General features: G+C 64.1%; 14 protein-coding genes, 1 other RNA gene and 1 riboswitch. Of the genes, 8 read left to right on the plus strand and 7 right to left on the minus strand.

Annotated features, from left to right (window positions below; translation table 11 throughout):
- The first annotated feature begins 43 nt into the window (after positions 1 to 43).
- The 3 genes from ACFSNN_RS16055 to ACFSNN_RS16065 all read left to right on the plus strand — a co-directional run bounded on the left by ACFSNN_RS16055 (position 44) and on the right by ACFSNN_RS16065 (position 2,839).
- Entirely contained in the window at positions 44 to 1,570 is a 1,527-nt protein-coding gene (locus tag ACFSNN_RS16055; RefSeq protein ID WP_134456887.1) for a leucyl aminopeptidase, read from the plus strand.
- Between the two features lie 58 nt (positions 1,571 to 1,628).
- Positions 1,629 to 2,045, plus strand: a complete 417-nt coding sequence (locus tag ACFSNN_RS16060) for a DNA polymerase III subunit chi (RefSeq protein ID WP_134456886.1) — start codon at positions 1,629 to 1,631, stop codon at positions 2,043 to 2,045.
- Between the two features lie 92 nt (positions 2,046 to 2,137).
- Positions 2,138 to 2,839, plus strand: a complete 702-nt coding sequence (locus ACFSNN_RS16065; RefSeq protein WP_134456885.1) for a DUF2486 family protein — start codon at positions 2,138 to 2,140, stop codon at positions 2,837 to 2,839.
- A gap of 55 nt (positions 2,840 to 2,894) precedes the next feature.
- Here the strand turns inward: ACFSNN_RS16065 and ACFSNN_RS16070 are convergent, their stop codons facing one another.
- Together ACFSNN_RS16070 and ilvD are read right to left on the minus strand one after the other, a co-directional pair.
- Positions 2,895 to 3,233: a c-type cytochrome gene (locus ACFSNN_RS16070; protein ID WP_134456884.1), complete on the minus strand. Its 339-nt coding sequence runs from the start codon at positions 3,231 to 3,233 to the stop codon at positions 2,895 to 2,897.
- A gap of 179 nt (positions 3,234 to 3,412) precedes the next feature.
- Positions 3,413 to 5,086, minus strand: coding sequence for a dihydroxy-acid dehydratase (ilvD, locus tag ACFSNN_RS16075; protein WP_134456883.1), 1,674 nt, complete (start codon positions 5,084 to 5,086; stop codon positions 3,413 to 3,415).
- 177 nt (positions 5,087 to 5,263) lie between these two features.
- Here ilvD and ACFSNN_RS16080 point away from each other — a divergent pair, with 177 nt between their 5' ends.
- Positions 5,264 to 6,250, plus strand: coding sequence for a LysR family transcriptional regulator (locus tag ACFSNN_RS16080; protein ID WP_134456882.1), 987 nt, complete (start codon positions 5,264 to 5,266; stop codon positions 6,248 to 6,250).
- Between the two features lie 119 nt (positions 6,251 to 6,369).
- Positions 6,370 to 7,275, plus strand: coding sequence for a prolipoprotein diacylglyceryl transferase (gene lgt, locus ACFSNN_RS16085; protein ID WP_134456881.1), 906 nt, complete (start codon positions 6,370 to 6,372; stop codon positions 7,273 to 7,275).
- A 102-nt stretch (positions 7,276 to 7,377) separates the two neighbouring features.
- Here the strand turns inward: lgt and ACFSNN_RS16090 are convergent, their stop codons facing one another.
- The 5 genes from ACFSNN_RS16090 to ACFSNN_RS16110 form a co-directional block, all read right to left on the minus strand.
- Entirely contained in the window at positions 7,378 to 8,109 is a 732-nt protein-coding gene (locus ACFSNN_RS16090) for an SIMPL domain-containing protein (protein WP_106305979.1), read from the minus strand.
- A 173-nt stretch (positions 8,110 to 8,282) separates the two neighbouring features.
- The gene (locus ACFSNN_RS16095; protein ID WP_134456880.1) at positions 8,283 to 8,741 is read right to left on the minus strand and encodes an EVE domain-containing protein; all 459 of its coding nucleotides are present in this window, start codon (positions 8,739 to 8,741) and stop codon (positions 8,283 to 8,285) included.
- Positions 8,742 to 8,849: 108 nt separating this feature from the next.
- Positions 8,850 to 9,031: non-coding RNA, 6S RNA (ssrS, locus tag ACFSNN_RS16100), on the minus strand.
- A gap of 133 nt (positions 9,032 to 9,164) precedes the next feature.
- The gene (locus tag ACFSNN_RS16105) at positions 9,165 to 9,479 is read right to left on the minus strand and encodes a cell division protein ZapA (protein ID WP_012432043.1); all 315 of its coding nucleotides are present in this window, start codon (positions 9,477 to 9,479) and stop codon (positions 9,165 to 9,167) included.
- A complete protein-coding gene (locus ACFSNN_RS16110) occupies positions 9,476 to 9,832 on the minus strand; it encodes an ATPase (RefSeq protein ID WP_012432044.1) in 357 nt (118 codons plus the stop codon). Before ACFSNN_RS16110 ends, ACFSNN_RS16105 begins: the two co-directional genes overlap by 4 nt.
- Positions 9,833 to 10,040: 208 nt before the next feature.
- Positions 10,041 to 10,297: riboswitch (cobalamin riboswitch) on the plus strand.
- Between the two features lie 91 nt (positions 10,298 to 10,388).
- Here ACFSNN_RS16110 and ACFSNN_RS16115 point away from each other — a divergent pair.
- From ACFSNN_RS16115 to ACFSNN_RS16125, 3 genes are read left to right on the plus strand one after another with little or no spacing between them, the layout of a single operon-like run.
- The gene (locus ACFSNN_RS16115) at positions 10,389 to 12,272 is read left to right on the plus strand and encodes a TonB-dependent receptor domain-containing protein (RefSeq protein WP_134456879.1); all 1,884 of its coding nucleotides are present in this window, start codon (positions 10,389 to 10,391) and stop codon (positions 12,270 to 12,272) included.
- Positions 12,273 to 12,302: 30 nt separating this feature from the next.
- The gene (locus ACFSNN_RS16120; RefSeq protein ID WP_134456878.1) at positions 12,303 to 13,355 is read left to right on the plus strand and encodes a FecCD family ABC transporter permease; all 1,053 of its coding nucleotides are present in this window, start codon (positions 12,303 to 12,305) and stop codon (positions 13,353 to 13,355) included.
- Positions 13,355 to 14,197 carry an ABC transporter ATP-binding protein gene (locus ACFSNN_RS16125; RefSeq protein WP_134458962.1) on the plus strand — a complete coding sequence of 281 codons (843 nt, stop codon included), beginning with the start codon at positions 13,355 to 13,357 and terminating at the stop codon, positions 14,195 to 14,197. Before ACFSNN_RS16120 ends, ACFSNN_RS16125 begins: the two co-directional genes overlap by 1 nt.
- Positions 14,198 to 14,202 lie beyond the last annotated feature (5 nt).

The following is a 14,202-nucleotide window of genomic DNA, read 5'->3' on the forward strand; positions in this document are numbered from 1 at the left end:
CGGCTTTCATCCTAAGCCCAGATTTTATCCGAGGACAAGCGCGATGGACTTTAGCATAAAAGCCTGTGATTGGACCAAAGGCTCGTCAAACGGTTTCCTGACTGGGAAATCCGATTGCATCGTAATCGGCGTGTTCGAGTCGCAAACCCTGTCGGGCGCGGCTCTCGAGATCGACGAGGCCACCCGCGGCCTGCTGAACCGGATCATCAAGGCCGGTGACATGGACGGCAAGGCCGGCACCACGCTGTTCCTGCATGAAGTGTCGGGCATCGGCGCCTCCCGCGTGCTGCTGGTCGGCCTCGGCAAGCAGGACGCTTTCAACCAGAAAGCCTACGGCGACGCCGTGCGGGCCGCCTGGCGCGCGCTGCTCGGCACCAAGATCGTCCAGGTCACCTTCACGCTGGCGCAATCGCCGATCCTCGAACGCACGGCCGATTGGGGCGTGCGCGCCGCGATCCTCGCGCTGCGCGAACTGACCTACAAGTTCACGCAGATGAAGAGCAAGCCGGAGAATTCGGCGCGCGCCTTGAAGCGCATCGTCTTCAGCGTCAACACGGGCGACGAGAAGGCCGCCAAGCTGGCCGCGAAGCAGGGCGCCGCGCTCGCCAACGGCATGGACCTGACGCGCGACCTCGGCAATCTGCCGAGCAACGTGTGCACGCCGACCTACCTCGCCAACACCGCGAAGAAGCTCGCCAAAGACTGGAAGCTGAAGGTCGAAGTGCTGGGCGAAAAGCAATGCGAAGCGCTCAAGATGGGCTCGTTCCTGTCGGTCACTGCCGGCTCGGTCGAACCGGCGCAGTTCATCGTGCTGCAGTACCAGGGCGGCGCCGCGAAAGCCGCGCCGGTGGTGCTGGTCGGCAAGGGCGTGACGTTCGACACGGGCGGCATCTCGCTGAAGCCGGGCGAAGGCATGGACGAGATGAAGTACGACATGTGCGGCGCCGGTTCGGTGCTGGGCACGTTGCGCGCCGTCGCTGAAATGGGGCTGAAGCTCAATGTGGTCGGCATCATCCCGGCTGTCGAGAACATGCCGTCGGCCACGGCCACCAAGCCGGGCGACATCGTCACCAGCATGAAGGGCTTGACGATCGAAGTGCTCAATACGGACGCCGAAGGCCGCCTGATTCTGTGCGACGCGCTCACCTACGCCGAGCGCTTCAAGCCGGCCGCGGTGATCGACATCGCCACGCTCACGGGCGCCTGCATCATCGCGCTGGGTCATCACAACAGCGGCCTGTTCTCGAAAGACGACGCGCTGGCGGGCGAACTGCTCGACGCATCGCGTGAAGCTTCCGACCCGGCCTGGCGTCTGCCGCTCGACGACGAGTATCAGGACCAGCTCAAGTCGAACTTCGCGGATCTGGCCAACATCGGCGGCCGTCCGGCGGGCAGCGTGACGGCGGCGTGCTTCCTGTCGCGCTTCACCGACGCCTATCCGTGGGCGCACCTGGACATCGCGGGCACGGCGTGGAAGAGCGGTGCGGCGAAGGGCGCCACCGGCCGTCCGGTGCCATTGCTCGCGCAGTTCCTGATCGATAGGGCCGCGGACGGTCGCGCCTCGCAATGACGCAATGCAGTAGAGAAACAGGCGCGGCAGCGAACGCCGCCGCCAGGCGGAGCCGCCGATGACGAGAATCGACTTTCACTCGAACGTCGGCGATTCGCTGCTGTATGCGTGCCGCCTGATCCGCAAGGCGTATCAGGCGGGCCAGCCGACCATCGTGCTGGCCGAGCCCGCGCGCCTGAAGGCCTTCGACGAACAGTTGTGGACTTTCGCGCCGCTCGACTTCGTGCCGCACTGCATGGCGGGCACGCCGCTCGCCGCGCAAACGCCGATCGTGCTGGCTTCCAGCCTCGACGATGTGCCGCATCATCAGGTGCTGCTCAATCTGGGCGCCACGGTGCCGGCGCAATTCGCGCGCTTCGAAAGATTGCTGGAAGTGGTCGGTAACGCACACGAGGAGCTCGCGGCGGGCCGCGAACGCTATCGCTTCTATCGCGATCGCGGCTATGCTCTGAACAACTACAAGCAAGCCGGCTAGGTCCCATTCGGTCCGCGTCGCGCGTGTCTGATCTCAGGCATTCGGCGTGCACGCGGGCTGCTTCAGCTTCGACTCAAACACGGAGAGCGCACGTGTCCGATCCCAACGACGATTCGATCCCGACCTTGCACGAGGTTCTCGTGCAAGGTCATTCTGTGCAGCCGCGCCAAACGTCGGGCGATGCGGCCGAACTCGACGGCCCGCGCGAACCCAGTTTCAAGGCGGAGCCCGTGCTCGCGCCGCAGCCGGTGCTGACGCCGGAGCAGATGAGCTCGGCGGAGCCGGTGCTCGCGGCGCAGCCGTTGCATGCACAGGAACCCGCCCTCGCAGCGCAACCGGCGATTGCACCGCAGCCGGCGCAGCCGGCCGATCATCATCATCCGAAGAAGCGTTCGCGGGCGCACCAGGCCGCCGAACCGCGGCATGCGCATGACGATGCATTCGCGACGTCGGCGGGCGTGTTCGATCGGGCCGAGCCGATTACGCCGCTCGAGGCGGGCTCGACCGTACCGCCGGACGTCGCGCGCGAAGGCGCTGTCGAACCGGCTCCGGATCTCGATCTGGATGCCGACGTCATCGCGGAACGTCTGCGCAGACGCGTCGCCGGTTTTCTGGCAGGCGACGGGCGCAGCGTGATCGAGGAACGTTGCCGCGAGACCTTGCACGCACACACGGGGTGGCTCATCGACCAGATCACGCGCGAAGTGGCGCTGGCGCTGGAGGACGAGATGACCGCCTGGGTGCGGGAAGCGGTGGTGGAAGAAATCGCGCGGCACGCTTCGGGCAGTGCGTGACCGCGTAGAGAGCAGCGGGCGCGCTGAGCGCCGCTCGCGCTCCTTGCCCGGCCAGCTATTTGAGCGTGAGCACCCAGCTCGCGAGCGTAGCCGCCTGATCGGGCGTGAGTTGCGTATTCGCGGGCATCGGCACCTCGCCCCACACGCCCGTGCTGCCATCCAGAATCTTGTGCTTCAGATACGTGGCGGCATCGTCGCGGCCGGCATATTTCGCCGCGACATCGTGCAGCGCCGGTCCCATGAAGGACCGCGTGACCGAGTGGCAACTCATGCAGTTCTGCTGCTGGGCCAGCGCGAGGCCCGCGGCCTCGGCCTGCGCCGCCGGACTGCCGGCACTCAACGCGGCGCCCAGCACGACGGCGGCTGCAAGCGCTGTGTGCGACTTTGATTTCATTCTGGTCTCCGTCGGTGCGAATGCCCGACTTGTGGTGCCAGCATTATAAAAGGAAAGGGGCGCACGGTTTCCCATGCGTCCCTTTCGCTTTTACGTAGCTTCAGGCGTGCGCGCAGGCTGTCGTAGCGATACCAGACCGCGAATGTGCTCGCCCGGCCAGCCGTCGCCGTAACTGCCGCTTAGCCCGTTATCGCCCCTTTGTTGGCCGGTTGCGCCAAGGCAAAGTACTTCGCCATCACGCCACGCGTGTAACGCGGCTTCGGCTGTTGCCATGCCGCGCGGCGGCGCGCCAGTTCGGTGTCGTCGATATTCAGTTGCAGCAGCAGCTTGTGCGCGTCGATGGTGATCGAGTCGCCTTCCTGCACGAACGCGATCGTGCCACCCACGAAGGCTTCCGGCGCGACGTGACCGACCACCATGCCCCACGTGCCGCCCGAGAAGCGGCCGTCGGTGATCAGGCCGACGCTTTCGCCGAGACCCTTGCCGATGATCGCCGAGGTCGGCGCGAGCATCTCCGGCATGCCGGGGCCGCCTTTCGGCCCGAGATAGCGCAGCACGACCACGTCGCCGGCCACGATCTTGTCGGCCAGAATCGCTTCGAGCGCGCTTTGCTCGTCGTCGAACACGCGCGCCGGGCCGGTGATAACCGGGTTCTTCAGACCGGTGATCTTGGCGACCGCGCCGTCGACGGCCAGATTGCCTTTCAGGATCGCCAGGTGGCCTTCCTTGTAGAGCGCCTGGCCGATCGGGAAAATCACTTGCTGATCGGCTCGCGGCTTGCTCGGCACGTCCTTCAGTTCTTCGGCGATGGTCTTGCCGGTGATCGTGACGCAATCGCCGTGCAGCAGGCCCGCGTCGAGCAGAATCTTCATGACTTGCGGAATGCCGCCGGCCTTGTGCAGATCGGTCGCCACGAACTGACCGGAGGGCTTCAGGTTGCAGATCACCGGCACCTTCTTGCGCATGCGCTCGAAGTCGTCGATGCTCCATTCCACTTCGGCCGCGTGCGCGATCGCGAGGAAGTGCAGCACGGCGTTGGTCGAGCCGCCGGTGGCCATGATCACGGCCACGGCGTTTTCGATCGACTTCTTCGTGACGATGTCGCGCGGCTTCAGATCCTTCTTGACCGCTTCGACCAGCACGCGGGCCGATTCTGCCGCCGAGTCGACCTTTTCCTGATCCGGATTGGCCATCGTCGACGAATACAGCAGCGACATGCCGAGCGCCTCGAACGACGAGCTCATGGTGTTGGCGGTGTACATGCCGCCGCACGAACCCGTGGACGGGCACGCGTTCTGTTCGATCCCGTCGAAATCTTCCTGCGACATCCGGCCGGCCGTGAACTCACCGACGGCTTCGAACGACGACACGATGGTCAGGTCGGTGCCCTTCCAGTTGCCCGGACGGATCGTGCCGCCGTACACGTAGATGCTCGGCACATTGGTACGCAGCATGCCGATCATGCCGCCCGGCATGTTCTTGTCGCAGCCGCCGATCACGACCACGCCGTCCATCCACTGGCCTTGCACGCAGGTCTCGATGCAGTCGGAGATGACTTCGCGCGACACCAGCGAGTACTTCATGCCTTCGGTGCCCATCGACATGCCGTCCGAGATGGTCGGCGTGCCGAAGATCTGCGGATTGGCGTCGGCGCCCTTGATCGCGGCGACGGCGGCATCGGCCAGACGCTGCAGGCCGGCGTTGCACGGCGTGATGGTCGAATGGCCGTTGGCGATGCCGATCATCGGCTTGTCGAAATCGGCTTTTTCGTAGCCGAGCGCGTAGTACATCGAGCGATTCGGCGAACGCGCCACGCCCTGCGTGATGTTTTTCGAACGACGGTTGTATGCCATGGGGAACTCCTGTCTGTCTTGTTTTGATCCGCGCCGCTGCGGGTTTCAGTCGCGCCGGCGTGGGCTGCCGACGGCATCCGTCCAGTGTAGACCGGCATGCCGCGTCACGACGCAGTTTTGCGATGCGCGCGTCCAATGTATTATTCGTGGCTCATTAGGTCGTAAAATGTATCACTCATGCTGCCTGCCATTCCTGATCTGCGCCAGTTGCGCTATTTCGTAACCGTCGCCGAAGAGAAGCACTTCGGGCGCGCGGCCGTGCGCCTCTCGATGACGCAGCCGCCTTTGTCGCAAGCCATCCGCGCGCTCGAAGAGACGCTCGGCGTCGAATTGTTCGCGCGCACCAAGCGTTCCGTCGAACTGACGTCAGTGGGCGCCGATCTGCTGCCCGAGGTGCAGCGCCTGCTCGCAAGCGCCGAAGGGCTGCGGCCGCTCGCGCAGAGCCTCGCGCGCGGCGAGGCCGGCGTGTTGTCGCTGGCTTTCGTGTCCACCGCGGACTATGGCCTGCTGCCGCTGTTGCTGCGCGATTTCGGCGCGCGTCATCCACGTGTGCGGCTGGAATTGACCGAAGCCACCAGCGACATACAGGTCGACGAACTGGTGGCCGGGCGCATCGACGCGGGTCTCGTGATCGCGCCGCTGCCGTCGCGCCACGCCACCGAGCTCTCGTGGCTGCCGATCGCGCGCGAGCCGCTGGTGATCGCCATGTCGACGGAGATGGCGGCACGCGTGGTGAGCGCGAGCGGCGACCATGCCGACCCGCGCGCCGAATGGCTGGACACGCCGATCAGCCTGCGCGATGTCGCCGATGCACCGCTCGTGGTCTTCCCAAGACGTTTGGCGCCGGGCTTTTATGACATCATTATGGATTGCTACGGCGTGGCGGGCCTCGCGCCCCGGGTCGGCCAGGAAGCGATCCAGATGCAAACGATCGTGAGCCTCGTGTCGGCCGGCATGGGTGTCGCACTGGTGCCGCAATCGTTACGTAATCTGCGCCGCACCGGCGTCGTGTACCGGCCGCTTTCCGAGTCGGTGCCCGCGATCGAGACAGGCCTCGTCTGGCGGACCGCCGAGGTGAGCCCGGTGCTGGCGGGTTTCATCGACATCGTAAGGGCGCATGCGGCGACCGTGGAGGCGCAACAAGCCGCCGTGCCGCGCATGTAGATGCGTCCTCGCGAACGCATTGCCGGGCGGACCGTCCAATGCATGCACCGCAAGCTGCGGGCAGCGCCGCCCGTTACCCGATATTTTGCTTCTGAACCTGAACTGCCCATAACAACACGATGCTCATTCACCCCAATTTCGACCCCATTGCCATTCATCTGGGGCCGCTCGCCGTGCGCTGGTATGGACTCATGTACCTCGTCGCGTTCATCGCGGCGATCGTGGTCGGCCGGTTGCGGCTGCGTTTGCCGTATGTCGCCGCGCAAGGATGGACCGCCAAGGATATCGACGACATGCTGTTTTACGGCGTGTTGGGCACGATTCTCGGCGGTCGGCTCGGCTATGTGCTGTTCTATAAAGCGAGCTTCTATTTCGCGCATCCGCTCGACATCTTCAAGGTGTGGGAAGGCGGCATGTCGTTTCACGGCGGCTTTCTCGGCGTGACGCTGGCCATGGTGCTGTTCGCGTATCAGCGCAAACGCTCATGGCTGCAGGTCACCGACTTCGTCGCGCCGATGGTGCCGACCGGCCTCGCGGCGGGGCGTCTCGGCAACTTCATCAACGGCGAGTTGTGGGGCCGCGTGACCGATCCGTCGTCGCCGTGGGCCATGCTTTTTCCAGGCGCCGCGCCCGACGACGCCGCGTGGCTCACCGCGCATCCGCAACTGGCCGCGCAATGGCACCTGAACGAAGTATTCGCGCAATATCACATGCTGCCGCGCCATCCGTCGGAGCTGTATGAAATCGCGCTGGAAGGCGTCGCGCTGTTCTTCGTGCTGATCTTCTTCTCGCGCAAGCCGAAGCCGATGGGCGCGATTTCCGCTGTGTTTCTGATCGGCTATGGCCTCGCGCGCTTCACGGTCGAATTCGCGCGCGAGCCGGACGACTTCCTCGGCTTGCTGGCCATGGGCCTGTCCATGGGCCAATGGCTGTCGCTGCCGATGATCCTGGTCGGTATCGGCCTGCTCGTGTGGTCGTATCGCCGTGCTCGTCATAAACCGGCTCAGGCGGTCAGCGTGAACTGATTGCTGCGGTTTATCGTAGCGAGGGCTCGAATGAAAAAAGCCACGGCATGCCGTGGCTTTTTTCTGGCTGCTCCGACGCAGTGCTTCTAACGCAAGAACGCGTTACTTCATCTGCACCGAGCCCGACACGTTGACGGTCACCGTCGACGTGCCGCCTTCGATCGGCACCGGTGCCGAAGACTTTGCGTCGGCGCCCATGGCGCGCGCGCTCATCATCATCACTGGACGCGGCATCACGCCGTTGTGGCCGACGTTGACCTCGCGAATCGAATAACCGCTGTAGCCGAACGCCTGAGCGGACGAAGCGGCCTGCTCGCGGAACGACCTGATCGCTTCGCCGGTGAGCTTCTGCTCGGCCGCGCGCTGCGCTTCAGGCGAGAGCGAGAACTGCACGTTGCCGACCTGCATGATCGATGCCATTTGACCCGCGAGCTTCGACACCGCGGCGAAGTCGTGCGATTCGAGCACGATCTCCGTGCGGCCGCGCCATGCGGAAATGCGCCCGTCACGATCGGTGGACGGATAGATCGAGAACGAGCCCGTGCGCGCGGTCACGCCGTTCACACCCTTGGCCTTCTGCAGCGCCGAATCGGCGCGCTGGTTCAGCGTTGACGTGAGCGCCGACGGATCGCTCGCTTCCTGCTCGTAGAACAGCGTGATATCGACGACGTCTTGCGGCACTTCCGCGCTGGCCTGCGCGTTCAGCGACAACACGCCAGCCGGCTGATATTGGCCGGTGCTTTGCGCGCGTGCCATGGCCGGCGTGAGTGCGAGCGCGGCGGGCGCGGCGCAGACGAGAGCGAAAGCGAGTGCACGTGCGGTGTTTTTCGTCATTGTTGGACTCCTTGCTTGAACAGGTTGTGCACGATTGGGCAACCGCCACGCCGTGGCATGGCGTTTGCGAGAACGTTAGGCGCCTGTAACCTGAGCTTGGTTCCCCGGTTTGATGTCGCTTTAACGTTTGCGTGTGCATGGATCCGCGCCGCGCATCCATCTGGGGAGCACGATCAAGCGAGCCGCCTGGTGATGAAACGCCATTCGGCTTCGGTCACCGGGGTGATCGACAGGCGGTTGCCCCTGGCGAGCACGCGCATGTCAGCAAGTTCGTCATGCTCGCGTAACGCGGCAAGCGGAATCAGCGGGATCTTCTTCTTGAACACCACGTCGACAAGCACCCAGCGCGGTGTTTCCCGCGACGACTTCGCGTCGTAGTAGGGGCTCTTCTTGTCGAACTGCGTGGGATCCGGATACGCAGTGGACGATACCTCCGCGATACCCGCGATGCCGGGCTCCGGACAACTCGAGTGATAGAACAGCACACCGTCGCCGACCTGCATCATGTCGCGCATGAAGTTGCGCGCCTGATAGTTGCGCACGCCGGTCCACGGCAACGTGCGATGCGGTGCATTGGCGAGATGGTCGATGCTTGCTTCGTCCGGTTCGGACTTCATTAGCCAGTAGCGCATGAATCGAATTGAACGTTAAGGGGTTGAAGATGCGGAAGAAATCGGCGAACAAAAACACAGCGCCCAAAGAAAAACGGCACCGAACCGAAGTCCGATGCCGTTCTAAATAAGGTCCCCGCCTTAGCCGCTAGGCCGGCATCCTGAACCGGGGGTTCAGAATTGGTCGCAGTTAGCAACACTTCGGGTACATCAGACAGAGTGACGCGCACACCCGTGCTACAAATTTCCGCAACCGTGCACATGGCATTGGTTCAAGGAATATATGACCTTGGCGAACCAGGCAGGGAAGCTAAACCGATGAAGCTGAAAAACGAACTACAGATTGAACTCAAACGTTTGCTGAATCTTGCACACCTTGTGCTCACACATTCCGTTTGAATCCGCCGCCGATCTCAGGACCGGCAGCACGATAACACATGAAGCTTATTGCATACTGTACTGCTCAATCACAGTACCTAGTTGTTCGTTCATTTGATGCATTGTACGCCGGATTTCCTCAGCGGGAAATGCTTCTCCGTGTCTCACGCTCGATTGCAAGCGAAGCAGTTCCGATGCCAGCGACAGCGCAGCCATGACAGCAATGCGATCCGTGCCGCGCACGTTGCTGTTATTGCGGATCTTCGACATTTCGGCGTCGACGCGTGCGACCGCTTCGAGCAGCGCCGCTTCCGTTTCCGGCGAGCAGGCGAGGCGATAGGGCACGCCGAGAATCGATACTTCGATCTGCTTGGTGGTCATGCATTTTCTCCGTGGCGGGTCACGTCGCTCTCGGCTTCGGCTACTTGCTGAGCGGGCTCGAGCAGATCGAGCTGGTTGTCCGGCTCACTGTGCGCGCGGGCACGCGGCAGCTTCTCGAGGATCGCGTTCAGGCGCACTTGTGCGTCGTCGATCTTGGCCGACAGCGCGTCGCGTTCCGCCTGCAGCGCGTTACGTTCCTCGCGCAGCATTGCAAGTTCCGTGCGCGTGGCTTCGGCATCGGCGCGAGATTGCGCGAGTTGCTCTTCGAGCGCGAGTCGCGCTTCATTGTGGCGCTGGCTGATCGCGATCAGCTTGCCGATATTTTGTGAAAGTGTTTCGAGTTCGGTGAGCATCTGCTGCGTCCTCTAAAGACATCGCATTTTAGCGCGGAATGTCGCAGGTTCCGACAATTGTCTCGTTTCGAGACGTAACAACATCGCTTTGTGCAGGCTTTTTATCGACCATATGATGAAAAAGTACTCACGCGTCGGACAATGGCCTGCACTTAACAGAACGCATGGCCCACGGTTTCACCATTCTTGACGGACTCCGAGGCCGCTCCTAAACTGCCCGCACTCTGGTGCCCGCGTGCGCTTTTCAACGGCGCACGCAGTTAAACGGGAAGCAGGGCGCGCGATTCAACCGAACGCGCCAACCTGCGCTGCCCCCGCAACGGTAAGCGACCGCATTCGTCATGCAAGTCGATTCTGATCGCGTGTTGGAAGTTCAACTCGCGAGTGTGCCACTGCGCGTCTCGCGTGGGAAGGCGGGATCGATGTGTCGCCAGCCCGGATACCGGCCAGAGGGAGGGGCACGTCACGCGCGAAAATGTTAAATACGCGGGCGCCTCGTTACGCATCGGCCTGCGGGGAAGCGGGCCGCGCACGCTATCCACAGGACTTTCATCCCATGCTGTCCCCCATCGCCCGCGCGGCGCTGCTCGCCTTTGCGAGCCTGCCGATCGTCATGCACGCGCAAGCTGCGTCTTCATCTTCTTCCGCGCAGGATTCATCGGCTGCGGAGCCGTCTTCGGCGGTACTGTCGCCCGTGGTGGTGACCGCGGATCGCGCGCCGCAAGCACTCGCCGACACGATCCCGCAGACGTCTCTGTTCGATCAGCAGGATCTCGCCGACACCACCGCGACCGATTTGCCCGGCCTCCTGCAACTCGCACCCGGCGCGCAAATCTCGCGCACAGGTGGTCCCGGTTCGACAGCCAGTCTCTCTTTACGCGGCGCGTCGTCGACGCAATCGCTGCTGCTGATCGACGGCGTGCGCGTCGATTCGGTGAGTCTGGGCGCCTCGCAACTCGCGCAGATTCCGCTCGACCAGATCGATCACGTCGAGGTGGTGAACGGCAACGTGTCGGCGTTATACGGCTCGGGCGCGATCGGCGGCGTGGTGCAGGTGTTCACGAAAGACGGCGGCGACCATCCGCCGCGTTTCAATTTTTCGCTCGGCTACGGCAGCTATCGCACGCAGACGCAGCAGGCGGGCGTGAACGGCGCATTGGACAAAGACGGCAAGACGACCTTCAGCATTTCACTCGCGCGTTCGAAGGACGACGGCTTTTCGTCGCTGAACACGAAGGAGGCGCCCAACGCCAATCCGAATGCGAACGGCTATCTGAACGAGAGCATCTCGGCCTCGCTGCGCCACAAGTTCAACGACAGATGGGACGCAGGCGTCAGCTATTTCCAGTCGAACGGCAACAACAGCTACGACAATGCGTACGGCTTGCCCACCGATCTGAACAACCTGTACAGCAAGGTGCGCCAGGTCTCGGCGTTCGCGAACGGCAAGCTGACGGACTGGTGGACCACGCACTTCATCGTCGCCGAGGGCGACGACCGCAGCGTGTCGAACACCAACGGCGTGTACAACGGCCGCTTCGATACCGACAATCGCCAGTACACATGGCAGAACGATTTCGCGCTGGCCGCGCAGCAGAAGTTGCAGGTCGGCTATGAGCATCTCGACCAGAGCCTCGACTCGGACACGTTCGCGGCGCCGGATCGACATGTGGATTCGGGCTTCGTCGGCTATACGGGGCGCTTTGGACGCAGCCAGATTCAGGCCAACGTGCGGCGCGACCAGTATTCCGATTTCGGCGGAGCGAACAGTTACTATCTCGGCTACGGCTTCGACATCACCGGCCATTGGAAGGTGAGCGCAAGCTATTCGGATTCGTTTCGCGCGCCGAGCTTCGACGATCTGTACTATCCGTTCAGCGGCAATCCGTCTATCCAGCCGGAGCGCAGCCATTCGATCGAAGCCGCGCTGCAATACGCATCGAATGCGCTCGGCGTGATGCGTCTGACCGCATTCCAGACGCGCTATTCGAATCTGATCAACTACGAGCAGGTGACGCCCGGCATCTATCTGGCGGAAAACGTCGGGCATGCGAAGGTGCAAGGACTCGAAGGATCGTGGAGCGGCCATGTCGGCAAGACGGACGTGCGCGCTTCCGTCACGCTGCAGAATCCTGTCGATCTCGACAACGATGCCGACCTCGTGCGGCGCGCCCGGCGCTTCGGCGCGCTGACGGTGAACCGCAGCATCGCCGGGTGGCGTGTAGGCGGCGAGTGGATCGTGAGCGGCGCGAGCAATGACAGCAGCGGCAAGCTGGGCGGCTATGGCGTGGTGAATCTGTCGGCGCGCTACAACATCACGAAAGCATGGTACGTGGCCGCGCAAATCCAGAATCTGTTGGACAAGGACTATGAAACGGCCTACTCGTATAACTCGGCACGGCGCGGTGCGTATCTCACGGTCGGTTGGCAGCAGCAGTGATGCTTGCGCCTCTTCGTTGAGTTCGCGCGGATGAATCGCCCTTCGAGTTCGATGCCCGCCACTCTGCGCGTGATGAGCGCGAAGCGCGCGGCCGCGATCTGGCTGGCGCTCGCGGGAATCGCGCTGGCGGTGCTGTTGGCGTCGCTCACGCTCGGCAGCGTAACGCTCGCGCCGATGCACGTGTTGGCGGCGTTGGTGCCGTCGCATGCGCAGTCTGCCGGTTCGTCCGACCTGGCCGCCGAGATCGTGCGCACGCTGCGTTTGCCGCGCGCGCTGGCGGGCTTCGCCTGCGGCGCGTTGCTCGCGTTGGCTGGCGCGTTGCTGCAAGTGCTGTTGCGTAATCCGCTGGCCGAGCCGTACGTATTGGGCGTATCGGGCGGCGCGGCGAGCTTCGCGCTGGTCGCGATGATCGCCGGATGCGCGTGGTGGATCGTCGACGCGAGCGCATTCGCCGGCGCGTTCGTGTCGATCCTGCTGGTACTAGGCCTCGCGCGTCGCGAGTTGTGGCGCGGCGAACCGCAGGACACCTCGCCGCGTTTGCTGCTGACCGGCGCGGTGATCGCGGCGGGCTGGGGCGCGCTCATTACTTTGCTGCTCAATCTCGCGCCGGACAACCGCTTGCGCGGCATGCTGTTCTGGCTGACCGGCGACCTCAACGGCGGCGCGATGCCGTGGACGGCGCTTGCCGCGCTCGTCATCGTGCTGATTGCGATCGTGCCCGCCGCGCCGCGTCTGAACGTGCTGCTGCGTGGCGACGCCGCCGCGCAGGCGTTAGGCGTCGCGGTGATGCCGCTGCGTCTGCGGGTGTATCTGGTGGCCTCGCTCGCGGCGGCCGCCGCGGTGACGACGGCGGGCACCATCGGCTTCGTCGGACTGGTCGTGCCGCACATGCTGCGGCTCGCGTTCGGCAACGATCAGCGCATGCTGCTGCCGGCCGCGGCGCTCGGCGGCGGCGTCGCGGTGATGGGCGCGGACCTAATCGCGCGCACCGTGATCGCGCCGGCGCAGTTGCCGGTCGGCGTGATCACGTCGATCGTCGGCGTGCCGGTGTTTCTGTGGATGCTGCTGCACAGGCGCCGATGATGCAAACCCGTCACGCTCCTTCTCATGAGGCGACCCTCGGCGCGCAACGTCTGACCTTGCGTGCCGGCGCACGCACCTTGCTCGATGCCTTCACGCATACCTTCTACGCCGGTGAGATCTGGTGCATCGCCGGCCCGAACGGCGCGGGCAAGACGACTTTGCTCACCACGCTCGCGGGCTTGCTGCAACCGTCTGCGGGACGTGTCGAACTCGACGGCGTGCGCCTCGCCGATTGGCCGCCGCTGCCGCTCGCACAACGCCGCGCGCTGATGCCGCAAAGCGCGCCCGACGCATTCAGCGCGAGCGTGCTCGATATCGTGATGCTGAACCGCTTCCCGCATCTCACCGGCTGGGGCTGGGAGCGCGAAGCCGATCGCGAAGCGGCGCACGCGGCGCTGGATCTGCTGGGACTCGCCGCATTCGCCGCGCGCGATGTGCTGTCGCTCTCCGGCGGCGAGCGGCAACGCGTGGCGCTGGCGGCGGTGCTGTGTCAGGACGCGCCGTTGCTGCTGCTCGACGAACCGTTGTCGCATCTCGATCTGCATCATCAGATCGACTGCCTCGAGGCGCTGGCCGCGTGGGCGCGCGCGCCTCGGCGTACAGTCATGTTTTCGTGCCACGACCTGAACCTCGCGCGCCGTTTCGCGACCCATGCGCTGCTGCTCGACGGCGCGGGCGGCGCGTATGCCGGACCGGTGCACGACGTGTTGACGCCCACGCTCGCGAGCCGCGCATTCGGCTATCCGTTGCTGCTGATTCGCGACGGCGAACACGAGGCGCTGATTCCCGCGCCGCGCGCGCGTCATGAATCACCTGCCGGCCACGACACACCGGCAAGCTGATCGCT

Source organism: Paraburkholderia dipogonis, assembly GCF_042680985.1.
Taxonomy (GTDB): domain Bacteria; phylum Pseudomonadota; class Gammaproteobacteria; order Burkholderiales; family Burkholderiaceae; genus Paraburkholderia; species Paraburkholderia phytofirmans.

What these genes read in the sequence shown, in the direction of transcription:
- ACFSNN_RS16055 (WP_134456887.1), top strand. Translation starts at nt 44, where the DNA reads ATGGACTTTAGCATAAAAGCCTGTGATTGGACCAAAGGCTCGTCAAAC.
- ACFSNN_RS16060 (WP_134456886.1), top strand. Translation starts at nt 1,629, where the DNA reads ATGACGAGAATCGACTTTCACTCGAACGTCGGCGATTCGCTGCTGTAT.
- ACFSNN_RS16070 (WP_134456884.1), bottom strand. Translation starts at nt 3,233, where the DNA reads ATGAAATCAAAGTCGCACACAGCGCTTGCAGCCGCCGTCGTGCTGGGC.
- ilvD (WP_134456883.1), bottom strand. Translation starts at nt 5,086, where the DNA reads ATGGCATACAACCGTCGTTCGAAAAACATCACGCAGGGCGTGGCGCGT.
- ACFSNN_RS16080 (WP_134456882.1), top strand. Translation starts at nt 5,264, where the DNA reads ATGCTGCCTGCCATTCCTGATCTGCGCCAGTTGCGCTATTTCGTAACC.
- lgt (WP_134456881.1), top strand. Translation starts at nt 6,370, where the DNA reads ATGCTCATTCACCCCAATTTCGACCCCATTGCCATTCATCTGGGGCCG.
- ACFSNN_RS16090 (WP_106305979.1), bottom strand. Translation starts at nt 8,109, where the DNA reads ATGACGAAAAACACCGCACGTGCACTCGCTTTCGCTCTCGTCTGCGCC.
- ACFSNN_RS16095 (WP_134456880.1), bottom strand. Translation starts at nt 8,741, where the DNA reads ATGCGCTACTGGCTAATGAAGTCCGAACCGGACGAAGCAAGCATCGAC.
- ACFSNN_RS16105 (WP_012432043.1), bottom strand. Translation starts at nt 9,479, where the DNA reads ATGACCACCAAGCAGATCGAAGTATCGATTCTCGGCGTGCCCTATCGC.
- ACFSNN_RS16110 (WP_012432044.1), bottom strand. Translation starts at nt 9,832, where the DNA reads ATGCTCACCGAACTCGAAACACTTTCACAAAATATCGGCAAGCTGATC.
- ACFSNN_RS16115 (WP_134456879.1), top strand. Translation starts at nt 10,389, where the DNA reads ATGCTGTCCCCCATCGCCCGCGCGGCGCTGCTCGCCTTTGCGAGCCTG.
- ACFSNN_RS16120 (WP_134456878.1), top strand. Translation starts at nt 12,303, where the DNA reads ATGAATCGCCCTTCGAGTTCGATGCCCGCCACTCTGCGCGTGATGAGC.
- ACFSNN_RS16125 (WP_134458962.1), top strand. Translation starts at nt 13,355, where the DNA reads ATGCAAACCCGTCACGCTCCTTCTCATGAGGCGACCCTCGGCGCGCAA.